Origin of the sequence: Bosea sp. 685, from assembly GCF_031884435.1 — a bacterium.
Lineage (GTDB): Bacteria > Pseudomonadota > Alphaproteobacteria > Rhizobiales > Beijerinckiaceae > Allobosea.
The window spans coordinates 101,175-119,146 of sequence record NZ_CP134779.1 but is presented as its reverse complement, the minus strand read 5'-3'; the positions used below and the strand labels follow the sequence as shown (position 1 = coordinate 119,146).

At 65.0% G+C, this 17,972-nt stretch carries 17 protein-coding genes and 1 tRNA gene; 7 read left to right on the top strand and 11 right to left on the bottom strand.

The window, feature by feature from the left end:
• Positions 1 to 36 precede the first annotated feature (36 nt).
• The 3 genes from RMR04_RS01600 to RMR04_RS01590 all read right to left on the bottom strand — a co-directional run bounded on the left by RMR04_RS01600 (position 37) and on the right by RMR04_RS01590 (position 1,897).
• Positions 37 to 687, bottom strand: coding sequence for a GNAT family N-acetyltransferase (locus RMR04_RS01600; protein ID WP_311912623.1), 651 nt, complete (start codon positions 685 to 687; stop codon positions 37 to 39).
• Positions 688 to 840: 153 nt separating this feature from the next.
• The gene (rpmA, locus tag RMR04_RS01595; protein WP_092171825.1) at positions 841 to 1,107 is read right to left on the bottom strand and encodes a 50S ribosomal protein L27; all 267 of its coding nucleotides are present in this window, start codon (positions 1,105 to 1,107) and stop codon (positions 841 to 843) included.
• 100 nt (positions 1,108 to 1,207) lie between these two features.
• Positions 1,208 to 1,897, bottom strand: coding sequence for a 50S ribosomal protein L21 (locus RMR04_RS01590; protein WP_311912622.1), 690 nt, complete (start codon positions 1,895 to 1,897; stop codon positions 1,208 to 1,210).
• Between the two features lie 305 nt (positions 1,898 to 2,202).
• On the opposite strand from RMR04_RS01590, the gene RMR04_RS01585 reads away from it, so the two are divergent.
• Positions 2,203 to 2,292, top strand: a tRNA-Ser gene (locus RMR04_RS01585).
• 127 nt (positions 2,293 to 2,419) lie between these two features.
• On the opposite strand, the gene RMR04_RS01580 is transcribed toward RMR04_RS01585, so the two are convergent.
• On the bottom strand, positions 2,420 to 2,953 hold the full coding sequence (locus RMR04_RS01580; RefSeq protein ID WP_410492307.1) for an SOS response-associated peptidase: 534 nt from the start codon (positions 2,951 to 2,953) through the stop codon (positions 2,420 to 2,422).
• Positions 2,954 to 3,063: 110 nt separating this feature from the next.
• On the opposite strand from RMR04_RS01580, the gene RMR04_RS01575 reads away from it, so the two are divergent.
• A complete protein-coding gene (locus RMR04_RS01575) occupies positions 3,064 to 4,194 on the top strand; it encodes an MlaD family protein (protein WP_311912621.1) in 1,131 nt (376 codons plus the stop codon).
• Positions 4,195 to 4,324: 130 nt separating this feature from the next.
• Here RMR04_RS01575 and RMR04_RS01570 read toward each other — a convergent pair whose 3' ends face one another.
• A complete protein-coding gene (locus RMR04_RS01570) occupies positions 4,325 to 4,579 on the bottom strand; it encodes a hypothetical protein (protein WP_311912620.1) in 255 nt (84 codons plus the stop codon).
• A gap of 836 nt (positions 4,580 to 5,415) precedes the next feature.
• On the opposite strand from RMR04_RS01570, the gene RMR04_RS01565 reads away from it, so the two are divergent.
• Positions 5,416 to 6,672 (top strand): aminopeptidase, encoded by a 1,257-nt coding sequence (locus RMR04_RS01565; RefSeq protein WP_311912619.1) that lies wholly within the window; start codon positions 5,416 to 5,418, stop codon positions 6,670 to 6,672.
• Between the two features lie 23 nt (positions 6,673 to 6,695).
• On the opposite strand, the gene RMR04_RS01560 is transcribed toward RMR04_RS01565, so the two are convergent.
• Complete coding sequence (locus RMR04_RS01560) at positions 6,696 to 7,190, bottom strand: Lrp/AsnC family transcriptional regulator (protein ID WP_311912618.1); 495 nt, start codon at positions 7,188 to 7,190, stop codon at positions 6,696 to 6,698.
• A gap of 352 nt (positions 7,191 to 7,542) precedes the next feature.
• Here RMR04_RS01560 and RMR04_RS01555 point away from each other — a divergent pair, with 352 nt between their 5' ends.
• From RMR04_RS01555 to lpdA, 4 genes are all read left to right on the top strand, one after another.
• Complete coding sequence (locus tag RMR04_RS01555) at positions 7,543 to 8,790, top strand: 3-methyl-2-oxobutanoate dehydrogenase (2-methylpropanoyl-transferring) subunit alpha (RefSeq protein WP_311912617.1); 1,248 nt, start codon at positions 7,543 to 7,545, stop codon at positions 8,788 to 8,790.
• A 159-nt stretch (positions 8,791 to 8,949) separates the two neighbouring features.
• Positions 8,950 to 9,966: an alpha-ketoacid dehydrogenase subunit beta gene (locus RMR04_RS01550; RefSeq protein ID WP_311912616.1), complete on the top strand. Its 1,017-nt coding sequence runs from the start codon at positions 8,950 to 8,952 to the stop codon at positions 9,964 to 9,966.
• Complete coding sequence (locus tag RMR04_RS01545) at positions 9,966 to 11,315, top strand: dihydrolipoamide acetyltransferase family protein (protein ID WP_311912615.1); 1,350 nt, start codon at positions 9,966 to 9,968, stop codon at positions 11,313 to 11,315. The genes RMR04_RS01550 and RMR04_RS01545 overlap by 1 nt, the downstream gene beginning before the upstream one ends.
• Positions 11,316 to 11,498: 183 nt before the next feature.
• A complete protein-coding gene (gene lpdA, locus RMR04_RS01540) occupies positions 11,499 to 12,896 on the top strand; it encodes a dihydrolipoyl dehydrogenase (protein ID WP_311912614.1) in 1,398 nt (465 codons plus the stop codon).
• A gap of 15 nt (positions 12,897 to 12,911) precedes the next feature.
• Here lpdA and RMR04_RS01535 read toward each other — a convergent pair whose 3' ends face one another.
• Genes RMR04_RS01535 through RMR04_RS01515 form a run of 5 tightly spaced genes read right to left on the bottom strand, consistent with a single transcriptional unit; the run spans position 12,912 to position 17,935 of the window.
• Positions 12,912 to 14,249, bottom strand: coding sequence for an NAD(P)/FAD-dependent oxidoreductase (locus RMR04_RS01535; protein ID WP_311912613.1), 1,338 nt, complete (start codon positions 14,247 to 14,249; stop codon positions 12,912 to 12,914).
• Positions 14,242 to 15,009: an amino acid ABC transporter ATP-binding protein gene (locus tag RMR04_RS01530; protein ID WP_311912612.1), complete on the bottom strand. Its 768-nt coding sequence runs from the start codon at positions 15,007 to 15,009 to the stop codon at positions 14,242 to 14,244. The genes RMR04_RS01535 and RMR04_RS01530 overlap by 8 nt, the downstream gene beginning before the upstream one ends.
• Positions 15,006 to 16,505, bottom strand: coding sequence for an argininosuccinate lyase (gene argH, locus RMR04_RS01525; protein WP_311912611.1), 1,500 nt, complete (start codon positions 16,503 to 16,505; stop codon positions 15,006 to 15,008). Before argH ends, RMR04_RS01530 begins: the two co-directional genes overlap by 4 nt.
• 40 nt (positions 16,506 to 16,545) lie before the next feature.
• Positions 16,546 to 17,262, bottom strand: coding sequence for an amino acid ABC transporter permease (locus RMR04_RS01520; protein ID WP_311912610.1), 717 nt, complete (start codon positions 17,260 to 17,262; stop codon positions 16,546 to 16,548).
• Positions 17,263 to 17,272: 10 nt separating this feature from the next.
• Complete coding sequence (locus RMR04_RS01515) at positions 17,273 to 17,935, bottom strand: amino acid ABC transporter permease (RefSeq protein WP_311912609.1); 663 nt, start codon at positions 17,933 to 17,935, stop codon at positions 17,273 to 17,275.
• Positions 17,936 to 17,972 lie beyond the last annotated feature (37 nt).

Below are 17,972 nucleotides of genomic sequence, written 5' to 3'. Positions count from 1 at the left end.
CTTTCCTGTTTTCATGCCGGAGCAGGCTTCACACCGTCATGCCGGACAGGGCTCGCCGGATGCCGCCTCGACCTCGGGAGCGAAGTCGGGCGCATGTGCCCAGCCGCTCGAGCCCCAGCTCTTCAGCGCCGACCAGGTCGAGCGATCGAGCCGGAACTGCTCGCAGGGGAAGAGCCCGCCGCGCGCCGGCAGCGACTTGAGGAATGAGCCCTCCTGCCGGAAGCCGGACTTCTCCAGCACGCGGCGCGAGGCCGGGTTGATGACGCGCGTATCGGCATCGATCGCCGGCACGTCGACAAGCGTGAACAGCGTGTCGATCAGCGCCTGCACGGCCTCCGTCGCAAAGCCCTTGCCCCAATGCGGGGTGCCGAGCCAGTAGCCGATGAAGGGAATGCCCGTCGCCTGCTTATGCGCGCCGATCATGCCGATCAGCTCGTTGGGCTTGGCGCGCGGCGTGATCGCCAGCACGAGGTGCTCGCCCAGCGCATTGCCCTTGCGCATCGCGAAGATGAAAGGCTCGACCGCATCGACCGGGTAGGGATGCGGAATCGCGGCCGTCATCTCGGCCACGGCTTTCTCCCCCGCGAGACGCAGGATGGCGGAAGCATCGGCCATGCGGGTCCAGCGCAGCCAGAGACGGCGGGTCTCGAGCCGGAAGACATCGTCGCGGGTCAATTCGGGGAACATCGGTCTCTCCGTCGGCGCAAACGAAAAAAGGAGCTGGGATTTTGTCCCACCTCCCCTTTTCCTTGACCTTCGGGAAACCCGCTTAGGGTTTAGACCCTTGATCCGATCCGGTTCGGTGGAACCGGCGGATCGAGGAAATTCCCTATCCGCCGTTTACTCTGCGGCCTGTTGGGCCGGGACTACGTTCACGAAAGCTCGGCCGAGCTTCGTAATGAATCGGACGCGGCCGGACGTGAGCGCGAACAAGGTATGATCCTTGCCCATGCCGACATTCACGCCCGCGTGCCATTTGGTTCCGCGCTGGCGGATGATGATGTTGCCGGGAACGACCGCCTGGTCGCCGAAGCGCTTCACGCCGAGGCGTTTGCTTTCGGAGTCGCGACCGTTGCGGGACGAACCGCCTGCCTTTTTGTGAGCCATAACGCCCTACCTCAAAAACTCTGTAGCCTGCTTAACCCGAATCGGCGGCAAAAGCCACCGGGTTCGGAGATGAAACTGCGGGGATGCCTGACAGGAGCTGTCAGTAGTCCTCGCCGGACGCCAGTTCGGCCTGGTCCGCCTTGGCCCGCGGGGGCTTGCCGGCCAGGAGTTCCTTGGCCTGCTCGACCCATTCCTCGCGGGTGGCGCGGCCGCGGAGCTTCAGCTCCTCGTCCCATTTGGCGACATCGGCCTCGCTCCAGGCGGCGATGTCGTTCCAGGAGGCGATGCCGGCGGCGCGCAGCTTCTTCTCGATGGTCGGGCCGACGCCCGAGATCAGCGAGAGGTTCGAAGCGTCGAGGCCCTCAGTCTTGGCAGCGCTCTTGGCGGCCTTCGGCTCGGCCTTGCCCTTGGTCGCGGGCGAAGCAGCCTTCAAAGCCACGGCGGAAGCATCGCCCTTCTTCATCTCCGGCTTCTTGCCGCCGGTGAGGATGTCGGTGATGCGCACGATCGTCAGCTCGGCGCGGAAGCCGCGCTTGCGCTTCGAGTTCTGGCGACGGCGCTTCTTGAAGGCGATGACCTTCTCGCCGCGCGCCTGCTTGACGATCTCGCCGGCGACGGTGATGTCGCCGAGGAAGGGCGCGCCGACGGTCGACTTCTCGCCATCGGTCAGCATCAGCACCTCGCCGAAGGCGACGGTGTCGCCAGGCTCTCCAACGAGCTTGGCGATGGTGATTTCATCGTTCGCGGCGACGCGAAACTGCTTGCCGCCGGTTTTGATGACTGCGAACATCATTGTTCTCCATGTTCAGCCCTGCCCTGTCATGGCCCCCTTGAGGAGGCGCACGCGGGACAGCTTTTTGGCAGTCGGTTGCGTGGTTTGGTTTGCTCTGTCGGGTGCGGCACGCGAAACGCGAAACCAGAACGCCAAAAGAGATCGGGCGCGGGTTTCCCCACGCCGGACGAGGCTCGATAGTCCTTGGGTTAGGCGAGGTCAAGCAAAAGCACGTCAGGCTTGCCGATTTATGACGTTGCCAAGGCTTGTCTCCGCCTGATGTGGCGTGTAGTAACCAGCCCGCTTCGACGAAGTGCGACCGCGGACAGGTGGCAGAGTGGTCGAATGCACCGCACTCGAAATGCGGCATACCCGCAAGGGTATCGGGGGTTCAAATCCCTCCCTGTCCGCCACTTCCATCCGCTATGCGGTTGAAATCGCTCACGCACGGTCGCAAACCCGCCCCCCGAGCCCAACGCCGCGCAGCGATGCCCGTCGAGCATCCGGAATTGCGTCTGCGCTCCCGTTTCAGAAATGCTGTCAAATCAGCGACAGTTCGATCGACCTCGGATCATCATCACCCTGGCCGGTCTTGTTGACTTGCTTTGATACGATCCACTCCTGAAGCTGGGGCGGCGTCGAGCGCAAAATCTCCTTGCCCGCTTCGCCACTCATCCATGCGTTGAATTGATCGGGCTGAAGGAATGACGGCATCCGGTCGTGATATTTGGACGTCCACTCATCCGCGTCCCGAACGACCATCGTGCAGCTGATGATGTCCGCCCCTTCAGGATTGCGCCAACGATCCCATAGGCCCGCAATCCCGAGCAGGCCGCCATCGGCAGCGCTGAAATAGTGCGGGGTCCTATCTTCCTTCGGTCCCGTCCATTCGTAAAAGCCTGATGCCGGCACGATGCAGCGACGGCGCTTGAAGGAGTCCCGGAACATCGCCGAGGTATCGACCGTCTCCACGCGAGCATTGAAGGTCGAGGGGACTTCCTTCAGCGACCTCTTCCACCAGCCCGGCACGAGCCACCATCTCGCGCTGATTAGCTCGCGGCCACCGGCAGTAATTGCGTATCGGGCCGGTGGATGAGCGACCCGGCCGCACGCTTTGTGATACCGCTATCGGAAGGAAGCGGAACCAAACCACCTGACCCGAATAATTGGAAACAGTCTCGGCTATGGAATCACGAGCTAGTCATACGCTTGTCGGGCTGTTCACGCTCGCGGCTCTGGCCGCGCTATTCGGGTTCGTTTACTGGTTTAATAACGGCAGCAGCGACAAAAAGGAGGCCGTCCGGCTCGTCTTCAACGACAAGGTATCGGGCCTTGGCCGCGGCTCCAGCGTGCTTTTCAACGGCCTGCGCGTCGGCGAGGTGACGCAAATCGACCTTCATCCTGACGATCCGCGCCAAATCTACGCTGTGATCAAGGTTGACCGCTCGACGCCGCTCCGCGTCGATACCCGCGCGCGCATTGAGGCGCAGGGACTTGCCGGTGTCGTCGCCGTTCAGCTTCTTGGTGGCGATTCGAATTCACCGATCTTGACCAAGCTGCCGGGTCAACCTCTTCCGACCATTATCGCCGAACCTTCAGAAAGCATCCTGGAGACCGTGCGCACCGTCGCCAAGCGCGTCGACGAGGCCCTGGGCGGGATCGAGGAGACGGTCAAGGCAAATTCTGGCTCGATCGGCGACACAATCAAAAACGCGGAGAAATTCTCAGCGGCACTCGGCGACAATTCACGCGGTGTCGAAAAGGTGATGCAGAGCATCGGATCGGTTGCCGAGTTTATCGCCCCGTTTACGGAGAAGCTCGGTGCGTTCAGCGAGGAACTCACCGAGACCATCCGCTCGCTCGATCAAAAGAATGTCGCCTTGGTCATCGACGACGTTGACAGGTTTACCGGGGCGCTCGGAAGTGGCAATTTCAGCAAGGCAGTGAAGGACGTGACGTCGACTGCCGAAAAGCTCAACAGGGCGGCCGATCAGGTGGAGGGCGTGCTGATTGGAGCGCAGTCGTTCCTGAATAAAGCCGCCGGCCAGGACGGTCGCAGCGCCTTCGACGATGTCAGCGAGGTTGCGAAGTCTCTCCGCGTGCTCGCCGACAATCTTGATAAGCGCACCGCAGAGATTACCGCTGAGATCAGCCGCTTCACTGGTGCCGGTCTGCGCAGCATCGAAACCTTGACAAGCGACGGCCGGCGAATGCTTACGGGCTTTGGTCACGCCTTGCAGGGAGTGGAACGGGATCCGCAGAGTTTAATTTTCGGCGGCAAGCCCCAGCTTCCTCAATACAATGGATCCCGCTAGCCACGGCATGCTACCGCCAGTTGCCAGCCGAGCTAATTGCCGATGACCAACCTGAAGGCATTCCAGGTAGAAGCGACGTCCAAACCGGACGTCGCTTCTCAGATATTCTTCGTTGCCGCTGAATCGGGCGTCAGCTTGGGCCGACCTGCGGAAACCGCATCTTGCCTGCCGGCAGAACGACAAGCAGCCCTTCGCTGACCAGAATGCGCTCTTTCCTGCCATCCGGCAGGACACGCAGAACGCCATCGGACTCATCGAGGAAATAGGCCGGGATGCCTGCTTCCCGCGCTTTCTCGACCGATTTGCACCGGAATTCCCTTAGTCTCTCGTGGAGCATTATATCCCTCCGCCAAGTGACCCCTTTGAAGAAGAGATAGTCCGCCATTCCGCTTCCGCAAGCCGTGCGCTATCTCACGAACCGTTGATTTGGGGACCTCGGCACGGGTTGCGGTTTGACGACCGCCGCTCGACTTCAATGCGGACCTCAGGTCGCGTTCCAGACCTCACCGGACAACCTGGCCCCGCGCCCGTCCGCCAGTTGGAAAGCGACATGAGCATCCGGTTGCGACAGGCGCCGGGCTCGCCAGAACGCAAACCCTCCGCTCGCTCTGGCAGCGACGGCCGAGCCGTGGGGGGCGGTTTGTCCTGGCGTCGAAATATCCCAGCGATTGCGGGCGCCCATAGGGGCCGATGTCGCGGCGGCCATAATCGACCGGCGGCCCCGCACCGGGAATGCCGCCTCCATCCGAGTGCAATCGGAGATCGGGCACATTATCGGTGATCGAGGGCGGACCGAGACCGCGCCGAGGTCCATCGGGCGTGAGCGGGCCATTGCCTGGCGTCCCGACAAGCTGCGCATTCGCTGGAAGCGCGGCGAGCAGGGCCGCCATGAGCGACACCCCCAGTGTGGAAATCAGCCTCATTGTGCCTCGCTCCGCCCAGCTATTGTTGTCCTCATGCCGAGCCTCCCGTTTCCACCCGTCTGCAAGAGCTTTCGGCTGTTCCGCCGCCCGGTCTGGCGCTTCCGTTTCGATGGTCATCGCAGCGCGTTTCAGCAGGTCGAAGGCGCAACGCATCAGCGAGGCGCTTGATCCGACGCTCACGCGCTTTTCATCGCAGCGCCGCCTTGCAACCGCCGCCGGGGGCTCGGTGAGGTTGACCCGGCGGTGATTTCCGCGAGCAATGGGCCCCTCGCCCGAATCTGAGCCGGATCGACTTCCCATGACCATGCACCAGCCCGTCACCTCTCCCGCGATCGACCCCGTGAAGCTCGACAAGCTCGCCGAAGTCGCCATCCGGGTCGGGCTCAACCTGCAACCTGGCCAGGATCTGTTCCTGACGGCGCCGATCGCCGCGCTGCCGCTGGTGCGCCGCATCGCCGAGCATGCCTACAAGGCCGGCGCCGGCTTGGTGACGCCGATCTTCTCGGATGAGGAGATCACGCTGGCGCGCTATCGTTTTGCGCCCGATGAAAGCTTCGACCGCGCCGCCGGCTGGCTCCATGAGGGCGTGGCAAAAGCCTTCGCCAACAATACGGCGCGGCTCGCCGTCGTCGGCGATAATCCGATGCTGCTCTCGGGCGAGGACGCAGCCAAGGTCGGGCGCGCCAGCAAGGCCAACTCCATCGCCTATCGTCCCGCCCTGGAGAAGATCACCGGCTTCGACATCAACTGGAACATCCTCGCTTTTCCAAGCGCTTCCTGGGCCAGGCAGGTCTTTCCCGATGATGCCGAGGAGATCGCGGTCGCCAAGCTCGCCGACGCCATCTTCGCGGCCTCGCGCGTCGATCTCGACGATCCGATCGCGGCCTGGACCAACCACAACGCCGCGCTGCGCAGCCGCAGGGAATGGCTCAACGGGCAGCGCTTCCAGGCGCTTCGCTTCCGCGGGCCCGGCACGGATCTGACGGTCGGACTGGCCGACGGCCATGAATGGCAGGGCGGCTCCTCCACCGCCAAGAACGGCGTCACCTGCAACGCCAACATCCCGACCGAAGAGGTCTTCACCACGCCCCATGCCCGGCGTGTCCAGGGCCATGTCTCCAGCACCAAGCCGCTCTCCTATCAGGGCACGCTGATCGACAACATCGCGGTGCGCTTCGAGGAGGGCCGCATCGTCGAGGCCAAGGCCACGCGCGGCGAGGAGGTCCTGAACAAGGTGCTCGACACCGATGACGGCTCGCGCCGCCTCGGCGAGGTCGCCCTGGTGCCGCATTCCTCGCCGATCTCGAAAAGCGGGCTTCTGTTCTTCAACACGCTCTTCGACGAGAACGCCGCCTGCCACATCGCGCTCGGCCAGTGCTATTCGAAATGCTTCATCGATGGCGCGAAGCTGACGCCCGAGCAGATCGCCGAGCAGGGTGGCAATAAGAGCTTTATCCATATCGACTGGATGATCGGCTCGGACCAGGTCGACATCGACGGCCTGCACGCCGACGGCACCGCCGTGCCCGTCTTCAGGAAGGGCGAATGGGCGTAAGCCGCCCCGACCCGAACGGTCTCTCAGCGCATCTGCAGCGGGTCGACTGAGATGGCGCGCTTCAGCGCCCTCAGCCCGAAGGTCGTCCGCGTCTGCCGAATGCCGGGCAGGCGGTAGAGCGTCTCGCGCAGGAAGCGCTCGTAATGGTCGGTGCCGCTGACCACGACCTTGACCAGAAAATCATAGTCGCCGGTGACGAGATAGGCCTCGATGACCTCAGGCGTCCGCGCCAGCGCCTCGCCGAACAGGTCGAGCACCTTGTCGTCATGCTTGTCGAGCGTCACCTCGACGAAGACGGTGTTGCTGAACCCGAGCGCGCCGTGGTTGAGCACCGCGACATAGTTCTCGATGACGCCGCTCTCCTCGAGCCGCTTGACCCGCGTCCAACAGGGCGAGGGCGAGAGCCCGACCTTCTCGGCCAGCGCCTGCGTGGTCAGGCGCCCATCGGCCCGCAGCGCCGACAGAATCCGCCGGTCGATGGCATCGAGATCGTCAGGGCGTTTGGGTTTCGCAGCCATCGGGAATCCATTCTGTCAAAAGCGCGATCTGCAGAAGATCATTCCGCTAGAATGCCATGAAGCGGGCTTTTACGGGAGGTTTCTTTTCCCGGGACGGGCTAGCCTTTTGGTCGAGGGAGAGAGCGGTGACGAAGCGCACGCAGAGGCGGATCGTGATCAAGGAACCGGCCGGCAGCGCTGTCGAGGCCGCGTGCCGTGCTGTCGTCTCACCCGTTCAGCCCATCCCGCTCGCCATGCCCGCACCACGCCGCCGCGTCGCGCCGGTCGCCGTGGACATCGGCCGTGAGCGGGCGTTTGATCTGACCCGAGACCGGCGGCGAGGCGTGTTGCCCGCCCCTGCAGGAGTGCGACCATGAGTTCGCAAACGCCCAGTTCGCAGGCACCCTTGCATTTCCATGTGCCCGAGCCGGCGAGCCGGCCCGGCGGCAAGCCCGATTTCTCCAATGTCGTGATTCCGGAGGCTGGCTCGGTGCGTCGCCCGCCGGTCGATGTCGACCCCAAGGAGATCCGCGACCTCGCCTATTCGATCATCCGCGTGCTCGACCGCGACGGCCAGGCTGTCGGCCCCTGGGTTCCGGAGCTCGGCCATGACGAGTTGATCCGCGGCCTGCGCCATATGATGACGCTGCGCAGCTTCGACGCCCGCATGCAGATGGCCCAGCGCCAGGGCAAGACCTCCTTCTACATGCAGCACACCGGCGAAGAGGCCGTAAGCTGCGCCTTCCGCATCGCGCTCTCGCAAGGCGACATGAACTTCCCGACCTATCGCCAGGCTGGGCTATTGATCGCCAACGACTACCCGCTCGTCGACATGATGTGCCAGATCTACTCGAATGAGCGCGACCCGCTGAAGGGCCGGCAATTGCCGGTGATGTATTCATCAAAGGAGCACGGCTTCTTCTCGATCTCGGGCAACCTCACCACCCAATTCGTCCAGGCCGTCGGCTGGGCGATGGCCTCGGCCATCAAGGGCGACACCAAAATCGCGGCCGCCTGGGTCGGAGATGGTTCGACGGCGGAATCCGACTTCCACGCCGCGCTCGTCTTCGCCTCGACCTACAAGGCGCCCATCGTCCTCAACGTCGTCAACAATCAATGGGCAATCTCGACCTTCCAGGGCATCGCGCGCGGCGGCTCCGGCACCTTCGCGGCGCGGGGCCTTGGCTTCGGCATTCCGGCGCTGCGGGTCGACGGCAATGACTACCTCGCGGTCTATGCCGTGGCGCAATGGGCGATCGAGCGGGCGCGGCGCAACCTCGGGCCGACGCTGGTCGAATACGTGACCTATCGCGCCGGCGCGCATTCGACCTCGGACGACCCCTCCGCCTATCGGCCGAAGCATGAATCGGACGGCTGGCCGCTGGGCGACCCGCTGATCCGCTTGAAGAACCACCTCATCGCAGCGGGGGCCTGGTCGGAGGAGCGCCACAAGCAGACCGAGGCCGAGATCCTGGAAACCGTCATCGCCGCGCAGAAGGAGGCCGAGAGCTTCGGCACCTTGCATTCCGGCTCGAAACCCTCGGCGCGCGACATGTTCGAGGATGTCTACGCCGAATTGCCGCCGCATCTGCGCCGGCAGCGCCAGCAGATCGGGGTGTGAGATGGTTGCTTCGCGTCGTCTCCCTCGCCGTCATGCTCGCCCTTGTGGCGAGCATCCACGTCTTGAACGCCACCTTCGCCCAGGGAAGACGTGGATGGTCGGCACAAGGCCGACCATGACGAAATGCTTCCGCCGCCTCGCTCTTGGAGGTCTCGTCTGATGCCGCGCATGACGATGATCGAGGCGATCCGCTCTGGCCTGGACGTCTCGATGGGGCGCGACGAGAATGTCGTGGTCTATGGCGAGGATGTCGGCTTCTTTGGCGGCGTCTTCCGCTGCACCCATGGGCTGCAGCAGAAATACGGCGTCAATCGCTGTTTTGATGCGCCGATCAGCGAGGCCGGCATCGTCGGCACCGCGATCGGCATGGCGGCCTATGGGCTGCGCCCCTGCGTCGAGATCCAGTTCGCCGACTACATGTATCCGGCCTATGACCAGATCGTCTCGGAAGCGGCACGATTGCGCTACCGCTCGGCCGGCGATTTCACCTGCCCGCTTGTCATCCGCATGCCCACGGGCGGCGGCATCTTCGGCGGGCAGACCCACAGCCAGAGCCCCGAAGCGCTCTTCACCCATGTCTCGGGGTTGAAGACCGTGGTGCCGTCCAACCCCTATGACGCCAAGGGCCTGCTGATCGCAGCGATCGAGGATCCAGATCCCGTGATCTTCCTCGAGCCGAAGCGGCTCTATAACGGCCCCTTCGACGGCCATCACGATCGGCCGGTGACGCCCTGGTCGAAGCATGATCTGGGCGAGGTGCCCGACGGGCATTTCGCCCTGCCGCTCGGCAAGGCCGCGATCCGCCGCGAGGGCACAGCCGTCACCATCGTGACCTATGGCACCATGGTCCATGTCGCGCTCGCCGCCGTCGAGGAAAGCGGCATCGATGCGGAGGTGATCGACCTGCGCACGCTGCTGCCGCTCGATCTCGACGCGATCCTGGCCTCGGTCCAGAAGACCGGCCGCTGCATCGTGCTGCATGAGGCGACGCTGACATCAGGCTTCGGCGCGGAGCTGACCGCGCTGGTGCAGGAGCACTGCTTCTACCATCTCGAGGCGCCGGTGATGCGCGTCACCGGCTGGGACACGCCCTATCCGCATGCGCAGGAATGGGACTACTTCCCCGGCCCCGCCCGCGTCGGGGCGGCCCTTCGCCAGATCATGGAGAGCCGCTGATGGCCGAGCGCATCATCAAGCTGCCCGATGTCGGCGAAGGCATCGCCGAGGCGGAACTGGTCGAATGGCACGTCAAAATCGGCGACATCATCCGCGAGGATGACCTGCTCGCCGCTGTGATGACCGACAAGGCAACCGTCGAGATTCCCTCCCCCGTCGATGGTGAGGTCACCTGGATCGGCGCCGAAATCGGCGACACCGTCGCGATCGGCTCGGCCCTGGTGAAGCTCAAGGTCGCGGGCGCGGCCGGCGCGGAGGAGCCAGCAGCCGAGCTCGAAACGCCCAAGGAAGCACCCAAGCCCGCCTCAAAGCCGGTCGCAGTGGCCGAAGCCCCAACTGCGAAAGCCGAAGCACCCAAAGCCGAAGCGCAAAAACCCGCGCCGACCGTCGAGCCGCCCAAGGCGATGACGGTGCCCAAGCCCACGCGCGGCGTGGTCCAGGCGACCGCTCAAAACCTCTCGCCGCGCCGCGCGCCCGGCGAAAAGCCGCTCGCTTCGCCGGCGGTACGCCTGAAGGCGCGCGAGGCCGGCATCGATCTGCGCCAGCTCGCCGGCACAGGCCCGGCAGGCCGCATCCTGCATGAGGATCTCGACACCTTCCTGCTGCGCGGCCCCGAGGCCGAGCGCGCGCCTGGCCTGTCCCAAAAGAGCGCCGTCACAGACATCAAGGTCGTCGGCCTCAGGCGCAAGATCGCCGAGAAGATGGCGCTGTCGAAATCGCGCATCCCGCACATCACCATCGTCGAGGAGATCAACGTCACCCCGCTCGAGGATCTGCGCGCGACGTTGAACAAAAAGCCTGCGCCCGAACGCCCGAAGCTGACGCTACTGCCCTTCCTGATGCGGGCGATGGTGAAGGCGATCTCCGAGCAGCCGAACCTCAACGCGCTCTATGACGACGATGCCGGCATCATCCACCAGCATGCCGGCATCCATATCGGCATCGCGACGCAAACACCGACAGGGCTGATGGTGCCGGTGGTGAAGCATGCCGAAGCACGCGACATCTGGGGCTGCGGCATCGAACTCAACCGCATCGCCGAGCGGGCGCGGGACGGCACCGCGACACGTGACGAACTCACCGGCTCGACCATCACCATCACCTCGCTCGGCGCGCTCGGTGGCATCGCGACGACCCCGGTGATCAACTATCCGGAGGTCGCGATCGTCGGCGTCAACAAGATGATGATCCGGCCGGTCTGGGACGGCACGACCTTCGTGCCGCGCAAGATGATGAACCTGTCCTCGAGCTTCGACCATCGCGTCATCGATGGCTGGGATGCCGCCATCTTCGTGCAGCGCCTCAAGGAGCTGCTGGAGAATCCGGCCACGCTGTTCATCGATGTCTGAAGTGTCCGGACGACGCGCAAGAACCTCCGCGTCGTCCCGGGCGGGCGAAGCTCGACCCGGGACCCATGCCGGAGCATTGCCGAACTATGCTCAGGCATGGGTCCCGGATCTCCGCTTCGCTGCGTCCGGGACGACCCTGTGGTTCAGGCGCAAAACGGTTCGAGTGCAGGTGGAGAAGAGGCCATGACAGAAATCACCTGCAAGCTGCTCGTCATCGGTGCCGGTCCCGGCGGTTATGTCTGCGCCATCCGCGCCGGCCAGCTCGGCCTCGACACCGTCATCGTCGAGAGCACCAAGCTCGGCGGCAGCTGCCTCAATGTCGGCTGCATTCCCTCCAAGGCGATGATCCATGTCGCCGAGGAATTCGAGAAGGCAGCCCATGCCGCCGCCGGCAAGACGCCCTTCGGTCTCACGGCCTCGGCTCCCAAGCTCGACCTGAAGCAGGCCGTGGCCTGGAAGGACGGCATCGTCCAGCGTCTCAACAACGGCGTCGCCGCGCTGCTGCGCAAGTCCAAGGTCAAGATCGTTCATGGCCGCGCCCGCTTCCGCGACGGCAAGACCCTCATCGTCGAGACCGAGACCGGACCGCGGACGATCAAGGCCGAGACGATCGTGATCGCGACGGGTTCGGCTCCGGTCGAACTGCCCTTCCTGCCCTTCGGCGGCAATGTCATCTCCTCGACCGGCGCGTTGGCGCTGACCGAGGTTCCCAGGCGCCTTGCCGTGGTCGGCGGCGGCTATATCGGGCTGGAACTCGGCACCGCCTTCGCCAAGCTCGGCGCGAAAGTCACGGTCGTCGAGGCTCAGGCAAGCATCCTGCCGCTCTATGACGCCGAACTGACCGCGCCCGTCGCAAAACACCTCGCCAGCCTCGGCGTCGAGGTCCTGCTCGGCGCGAAAGCCCGCGGCATGACGCCAAAGGGCGACGCGCTGCTCATCGAAACCGCTGAGGGTGAAGAAAAGCGCATCGAAGCCGACAAGGTCCTCGTCACGGTCGGCCGGGCGCCGGTCACCAGCGGGCTCGGCCTCGAGGAACTCGTGCTCGACATGGATGGCCGCTTCATCCGCATCGGCGAGCGCTGCGAGACCTCGATGCGCGGCATCCATGCCATCGGCGACGTCACCGGCGAGCCGATGCTGGCGCATCGCGCCATGGCCCAGGGCGAGATGGTGGCCGAGATCGCCGCCGGTCTGCCGCGCGCCTGGGACAAGCGCTGCATTCCGGCGGTCTGCTTCACCGATCCCGAGATCGTGTCAGCCGGCCTCTCGCCGGAGGAGGCCAGCAAGGCCGGGCTCGCGATCAAGACCGGGAAATTCCCTTTCGCAGCCAATGGCCGGGCCATGACCCGGCACGGCGAGCAGGGCTTTGTCCGCATCGTCGCGCAGGCGCAGACGCAGCTGGTGCTCGGCATCCAGGCAGTCGGCCAGGGTGTCTCGGAGCTGTCCTCGACCTTCGGCCTCGCCATCGAGATGGGCGCGACGCTGGAGGACATCGCCGGCACGATCCACGCCCATCCGACGCTTGGCGAAGCCGTGCAGGAAGCGGCCTTGATGGCGCTGGGTCACGCCATCCACATCTGAAAACGAGCGGGCGCCCTAAAACCGCGCCATACGCCGGTCGATCGCATCCTGCAGATGATACCAGCCGCTGACGATCGGCAGGAACCAGGGCGTGCCGTTATAGAGCGGCACCTGCGGGAAGGCCGGATCGTCGAAGGCACAGGCCCGGTTCTGCCGGCCCAGCAGCTTCAGCGCCGATTGATGGCCGAGATAGCTCATCAGCGCGACGCCGTTGCCGTTGCAGCCGATGGCGAAATCGACGCCGTCGCGGCGGCCCATATGGGCGATCTTGTCGGCGGTCATGCCGACCTTGCCGCTCCAGCAATGCGTGACCTTGTAGTCCGCGAGCTGTGGCCAGACCTTCAGCATCATCGCGTGGAGTCTCAGTGCGGCCTCGCGCTCCGCCATGCTGAACATGCCCGGCCGGCTGCCGAAGAGGATGCGCGTGCCGTCCGGCGAGGGGCGACTATAGATCAACTCGCGCTTGCTGTCGGTGATCATGCGCCGGCCGGGATTGATCTCGGCCATCAGCTCGGGTGGCAGCGGCTCGGTCGCGATCTGGTAACTGCGCACCGGCACGATGCGGCGTTGCAGATAGGGCCGCGCCTTGTCGGTGTAGCCATTGGTGCCGAAGAAGACGTTGCGGGCGCGGATCATGCCGCGACCGGTCTCGACCCTGTGGAAACCGCCCTCGGCCGGGCCGACCTTTAGCACCGGCGCATGCGAGCGCAGGGTCGCGCCATTGGCGGCTGCGAGGTGGCGCAGCGCGCGGTGGTATTTCGCCGGATGAAGCCCGCCATAATCGTCGATGACGATGCCGCCATGGTAGAAATCCGTCGCGGTGATCTCGTGCTGGCGGGCCTTGGGGATGTCGTGGACGGTGACGCCGGTATGCTTCGCCAGGAGCTCGCCCTGCCGGCGCAAGCGGTCGTAATGGCTGGGCACATGCGCGCCGAAATAGCGCCCGAGCACGGCGAGATCGGCATCGAGCCCCTGCTCGCGGATCAATGTCTTGAGATGATCGTAGGAGGCGAGCGAATCCTCCAGCAGCCGCTCCATCCGCGCGGCATCGACGCCCTTGATCGCGCCGCCGATGACGAGCTTCTGACCGCTGGAGACCATGCCGCCAGAGCGTGTCGAGGCACCTGCCCCCAATTCCTCGGCATCGACCACGGTCACGTCGACGCCGTTGCGGGCAAGCTCGGCCGCGGCCGAGAGACCGCAATAACCGGAGCCGACGACAAGCACGTCGGTCTGCGTCGGCAAGGGATCGCGCGCCGCCTCGGGCGGAGCCGCATCCCACCAATAGGGATCGGTGGTGAAGTTCGGCGCCAGCACGCTGGTCTGGTCAGGCATGGTAGTTTGGTCAGGCATGGTTCGCCTCCCCGAAGGATCTGATGTTGGACAGGAAGGCGCGCGTGCGCTCGTGTCGTGGATTGGCGAAGAATTCGGCAGGCGGCCCCTGCTCGACGATGCGGCCATCGGCCATGAAGACGACGCGGTCGGCGACCTCGCGGGCAAAGCCCATCTCATGGGTGACGACGACCATGGTGGTGCCTTCGCGGGCGAGATCGCGCATCACATCGAGCACGCTGGTGATGGTCTCGGGGTCGAGCGCCGAGGTCGGCTCGTCGAACAGGATCGCCTTGGGCTGCATGGCGAGCGCCCGCACGATGGCGATGCGCTGCTGCTGCCCGCCGGACAGCGCGGATGGATAGTCGTCAGCCTTTTGGGCGAGGCCGACGCAAGCGAGCAGCTTGCGCGCCTCCTCCTCAGCGACCGCGCGCGACACTTTGCGACGACGTTGCGGCGTCAGCGTCATGTTGCGCATCACGGTGAGGTGCGGAAACAGCGCATAGTCCTGGAAGACCATGCCGATCTGCGTCCGCAGCTCTTGCCAGGCGCCCTCATTGTGAATGTCGACCGCCCGGCCGGCGACTGTCAGCGAGCCCTCATCGGGCCGCACCAGCCCGTTGATGCAGCGGATCAGCGTGCTCTTGCCCGAGCCGCTCGGACCGATCAGCACGACGACGCTGCCGGTCGCAACATCGAGATCGATGTCCTGCAGCGCGGCATGGTCGCCGAAACGCTTGCCGATGCCTTTCAGCGAGATCAGCGGGCTGGGATCACTCATGAAGCGAGCTGGTGCATGTCGCGTTTCAGGGCCTCGCGCGCCTGCTGCAGGCGGCTGCGCTTGCCGGCAAGGTCGGCGCGGCGCGTCTCCAGCCGCACTTGCGCCGCCTCGACCGAGCGCGCCACGGCCTCGGGTGCCGGGCCGCCCGGCAGGGTGCGGGCCGCGACGCTTGCGGTCGGGTCGAGGCTGACGCGCACGAGCTCCGGCGACAGGCCGAGCGGCCGGCCGAGTTGGTCGCGGGCCGCCTCATCGACCATTTCGGTGGTAATCCCGTCAGCCGCGAGCCCACGATCCATCGCCGCGCGCACGACGGCGCCGACGATGTGATGCGCCTCGCGGAAGGAGAGGTCGGCGTCGCGCACCAGCACGTCGGCAAGGTCCGTCGCCGAGGCGAAATCCTCGGTGACGCGGCGCTTCATCAAGGCGGCGTTGGGCCGGCCGGTGGCGATGATCAGGTCGAACAGGGCAAGGCAGCGCAGAGCTTCCTCGCCCGCCTCCCAGACGCCGCGCATGCCCTCGCGGTTGCCGTCGATGGTGTTGGTGAAATGCGTGCCCTTCACCGCCGTGGCCGAGGCGACATAGAGCCCGAGCAGATGGCCTGCCTTGCCCTTGAGGTGCTCCAGCACGACCGGGTTCTTCTTCTGCGGCATGATGCTGGAGGTGCCGGTGACGCGATCGGGGAATTCGATCGTCTGGAACTCATGCGAGACCAGCACGTGATAATCCTGCGCGACGCGGCTCCAGCCGATCGCGATCTGCGAGAGATCGGCCAGGATCTCGAGGCCGAAATCGCGGGTCGCCACCGCATCGAGCGTATTCTCGACCAGCCCCTCGAAGCCGAGCGTGGCTGCGACCGCATGCCGGTCGATGGCGAAGGTCGTGCCGGCAAGCGCTCCCGCGCCAAGCGGGCTGATATTGGTGCGCGCCCAGGCATCGGCGAGCCGGCCGAAATCGCGCTCGAAGGATTGCGCCACGCCGGCGAGGTAGAAGCCATAGGTCACGGGCTGGGCCGGCTGCAGATGGGTGTAGCCCGGCATCACCGCGTCGCGGAAGCGAAAGGCGCCATCGAGCGCGTGCTCCTCGACCTGGAGCAACGCCTGTCCAGCGTCGAGCAGGAGATCGCGGGCGCGTAAGCGATCGAGCGCGGCGGTGAGGTCATTGCGGCTGCGGGCAATATGCATGCGCCCGCCCGCATCCGTGCCGATCAGCTTGATCAGATGGGCTTCGTAATTGAAGTAGGAATCCTCGCGCTGCGGATCGAGCTCGACGACCTCGGGCCCTTCCTCCTCCATGCGCAGCAGGCCGGCCGCGAGCGTCCTGGCGGCATCAGGCGAGATCAGCCCGCAGCGCGCCAGCATCAGCACATGGGCCTGGTTGAGATCGGTCATGTAACCGAAAACGGCGCGGAAATCGCGGGCGAGGCGCGGTCCGTAGATATGGTCGCAGACTTCCTGCGCGACCGTCTCGGTCAAGCGGCGGCTGACTTTCGATTCCATGGCGATATCCTCGGGCGTTGTCTTGTTGTGCAAGTGAGAGTCAGGGCAGCTGCGTCAGCGGCTTGACGAGCAGCGGGCCCGCCGAGGCAGGCCTGCGCTGGTCGTTCTTCAACCGGCGTTCGAGCCAGCGGCCAAACCAGGTCAGCGCGGAGCAGATGACGAAATAGATCAGCAGCACCGCGCCATAGACGGTGAAGGCCGGGTTCCAGCCCTCCATCATCGTGGTACGCTCGACGATGATCTGGCCGACCTTGAAGAACTCGCTGACGCCGACGAGGGCGCCGAGCGACGTTGCCTGCACGAGCAATGTCAGCAAGCCGACGAAGGGCGGCAGGATCGAGCGCAGAGCCTGCGGGCCGGTGATGAAGAGATAGACCTCCCAGGGCTTGAGCCCGAGCGCGGCCGCGCTTTGCCACTGATGCCTGGGCACCGAAGCGAAGCCGGCGCGCACGATCTCGGTGCCGTTGGCGCTGCCCCAGAGCGAGAGGCCGACCGTGACGGCCGCGAAAGGCGACAGCTCCATGCCAAACAGCGGCGCGACGAAGAAGACGAAGAAGATGTTCACGATCAGCGGGATGTCGCGGAACAGTTCGACATAGGCCTTCACCAGCCAGCGCAGCCAGCGGAAGCGCAGGGTCGCCAGGATGCCCAGGATGAAGGCGATCACGGTTGAGATCAGCAGCGTCGCCAGCGCCAGCGCCAGGGTCATGCCGATGCCCTGGAGGATGAAGGGCAGGTTCTTGATGAGGAGTGTCATCGCCGCCTCCTCAAACCCTGAACGGCTTGTTCAGCCGATTCTCGAGACGGTTGGCGAAGACGGAAAGCACCAGGACGAGCGCGAGATAGATCACGCAGATCGCGACGAACATCTCGATCGTGCGGAAATCCATCGAGATCCGGTCGATCGCGACATAGGTCAGCTCGGCCAGCCCGATCGCCTGGAGATAGGACGAGTTCTTCAACAGCGAGATCGAGGTGTTGAGCATCGATGGCAGGCCGACCCGGATCGCCATCGGTGCCGCGATCAGGCGGAAGAAGCGCCAGGGCGTCAGGCCAAGCGAAAAGGCCGCCTCGCGCAGGCCTTTCGCGACCGTCTCCAGCCCGCCGCGGATGTTCTCGATCTGATAGGCGCCAGCCCACAGCGTCAGGCTCAGCACGCCCGACCAGAACAGCGAGAGCTTGAGACCGATTGTCGGCAAACCGTAGAAGATGAAGAAGAGCTGGGCGAGCAGCGGCGTGTTGCGGATGAACTCGACGTAGCCGATGACGAGCTTGTCCAGCACCGGCAGCTTCAGCACCCTGACTGCTGCGCCCATCAACCCGATGACGATCGACAGCACGATGGAGATCGCGCTGACTTGCACGGTCAGCCACAGGCCGCGCATCAGCGCCGGCCCTTGCGCCATCAGATAGGCGAGGTCGAATTCCATCCAGCGGATATCCCCTGCGCGACGAAGAGATCGCCGG

Excerpts from the sequence above, each read along its gene's own strand:
- RMR04_RS01535 (WP_311912613.1), bottom strand. The coding sequence starts at position 14,249 with ATGCCTGACCAAACTACCATGCCTGACCAGACCAGCGTGCTGGCGCCG.
- RMR04_RS01570 (WP_311912620.1), bottom strand. The coding sequence starts at position 4,579 with ATGGCGGACTATCTCTTCTTCAAAGGGGTCACTTGGCGGAGGGATATA.
- rpmA (WP_092171825.1), bottom strand. The coding sequence starts at position 1,107 with ATGGCTCACAAAAAGGCAGGCGGTTCGTCCCGCAACGGTCGCGACTCC.
- argH (WP_311912611.1), bottom strand. The coding sequence starts at position 16,505 with ATGGAATCGAAAGTCAGCCGCCGCTTGACCGAGACGGTCGCGCAGGAA.
- RMR04_RS01560 (WP_311912618.1), bottom strand. The coding sequence starts at position 7,190 with ATGGCTGCGAAACCCAAACGCCCTGACGATCTCGATGCCATCGACCGG.
- RMR04_RS01555 (WP_311912617.1), top strand. The coding sequence starts at position 7,543 with ATGAGTTCGCAAACGCCCAGTTCGCAGGCACCCTTGCATTTCCATGTG.
- lpdA (WP_311912614.1), top strand. The coding sequence starts at position 11,499 with ATGACAGAAATCACCTGCAAGCTGCTCGTCATCGGTGCCGGTCCCGGC.
- RMR04_RS01565 (WP_311912619.1), top strand. The coding sequence starts at position 5,416 with ATGACCATGCACCAGCCCGTCACCTCTCCCGCGATCGACCCCGTGAAG.
- RMR04_RS01545 (WP_311912615.1), top strand. The coding sequence starts at position 9,966 with ATGGCCGAGCGCATCATCAAGCTGCCCGATGTCGGCGAAGGCATCGCC.
- RMR04_RS01515 (WP_311912609.1), bottom strand. The coding sequence starts at position 17,935 with ATGGAATTCGACCTCGCCTATCTGATGGCGCAAGGGCCGGCGCTGATG.
- RMR04_RS01550 (WP_311912616.1), top strand. The coding sequence starts at position 8,950 with ATGCCGCGCATGACGATGATCGAGGCGATCCGCTCTGGCCTGGACGTC.
- RMR04_RS01575 (WP_311912621.1), top strand. The coding sequence starts at position 3,064 with ATGGAATCACGAGCTAGTCATACGCTTGTCGGGCTGTTCACGCTCGCG.
- RMR04_RS01600 (WP_311912623.1), bottom strand. The coding sequence starts at position 687 with ATGTTCCCCGAATTGACCCGCGACGATGTCTTCCGGCTCGAGACCCGC.
- RMR04_RS01590 (WP_311912622.1), bottom strand. The coding sequence starts at position 1,897 with ATGTTCGCAGTCATCAAAACCGGCGGCAAGCAGTTTCGCGTCGCCGCG.
- RMR04_RS01530 (WP_311912612.1), bottom strand. The coding sequence starts at position 15,009 with ATGAGTGATCCCAGCCCGCTGATCTCGCTGAAAGGCATCGGCAAGCGT.
- RMR04_RS01520 (WP_311912610.1), bottom strand. The coding sequence starts at position 17,262 with ATGACACTCCTCATCAAGAACCTGCCCTTCATCCTCCAGGGCATCGGC.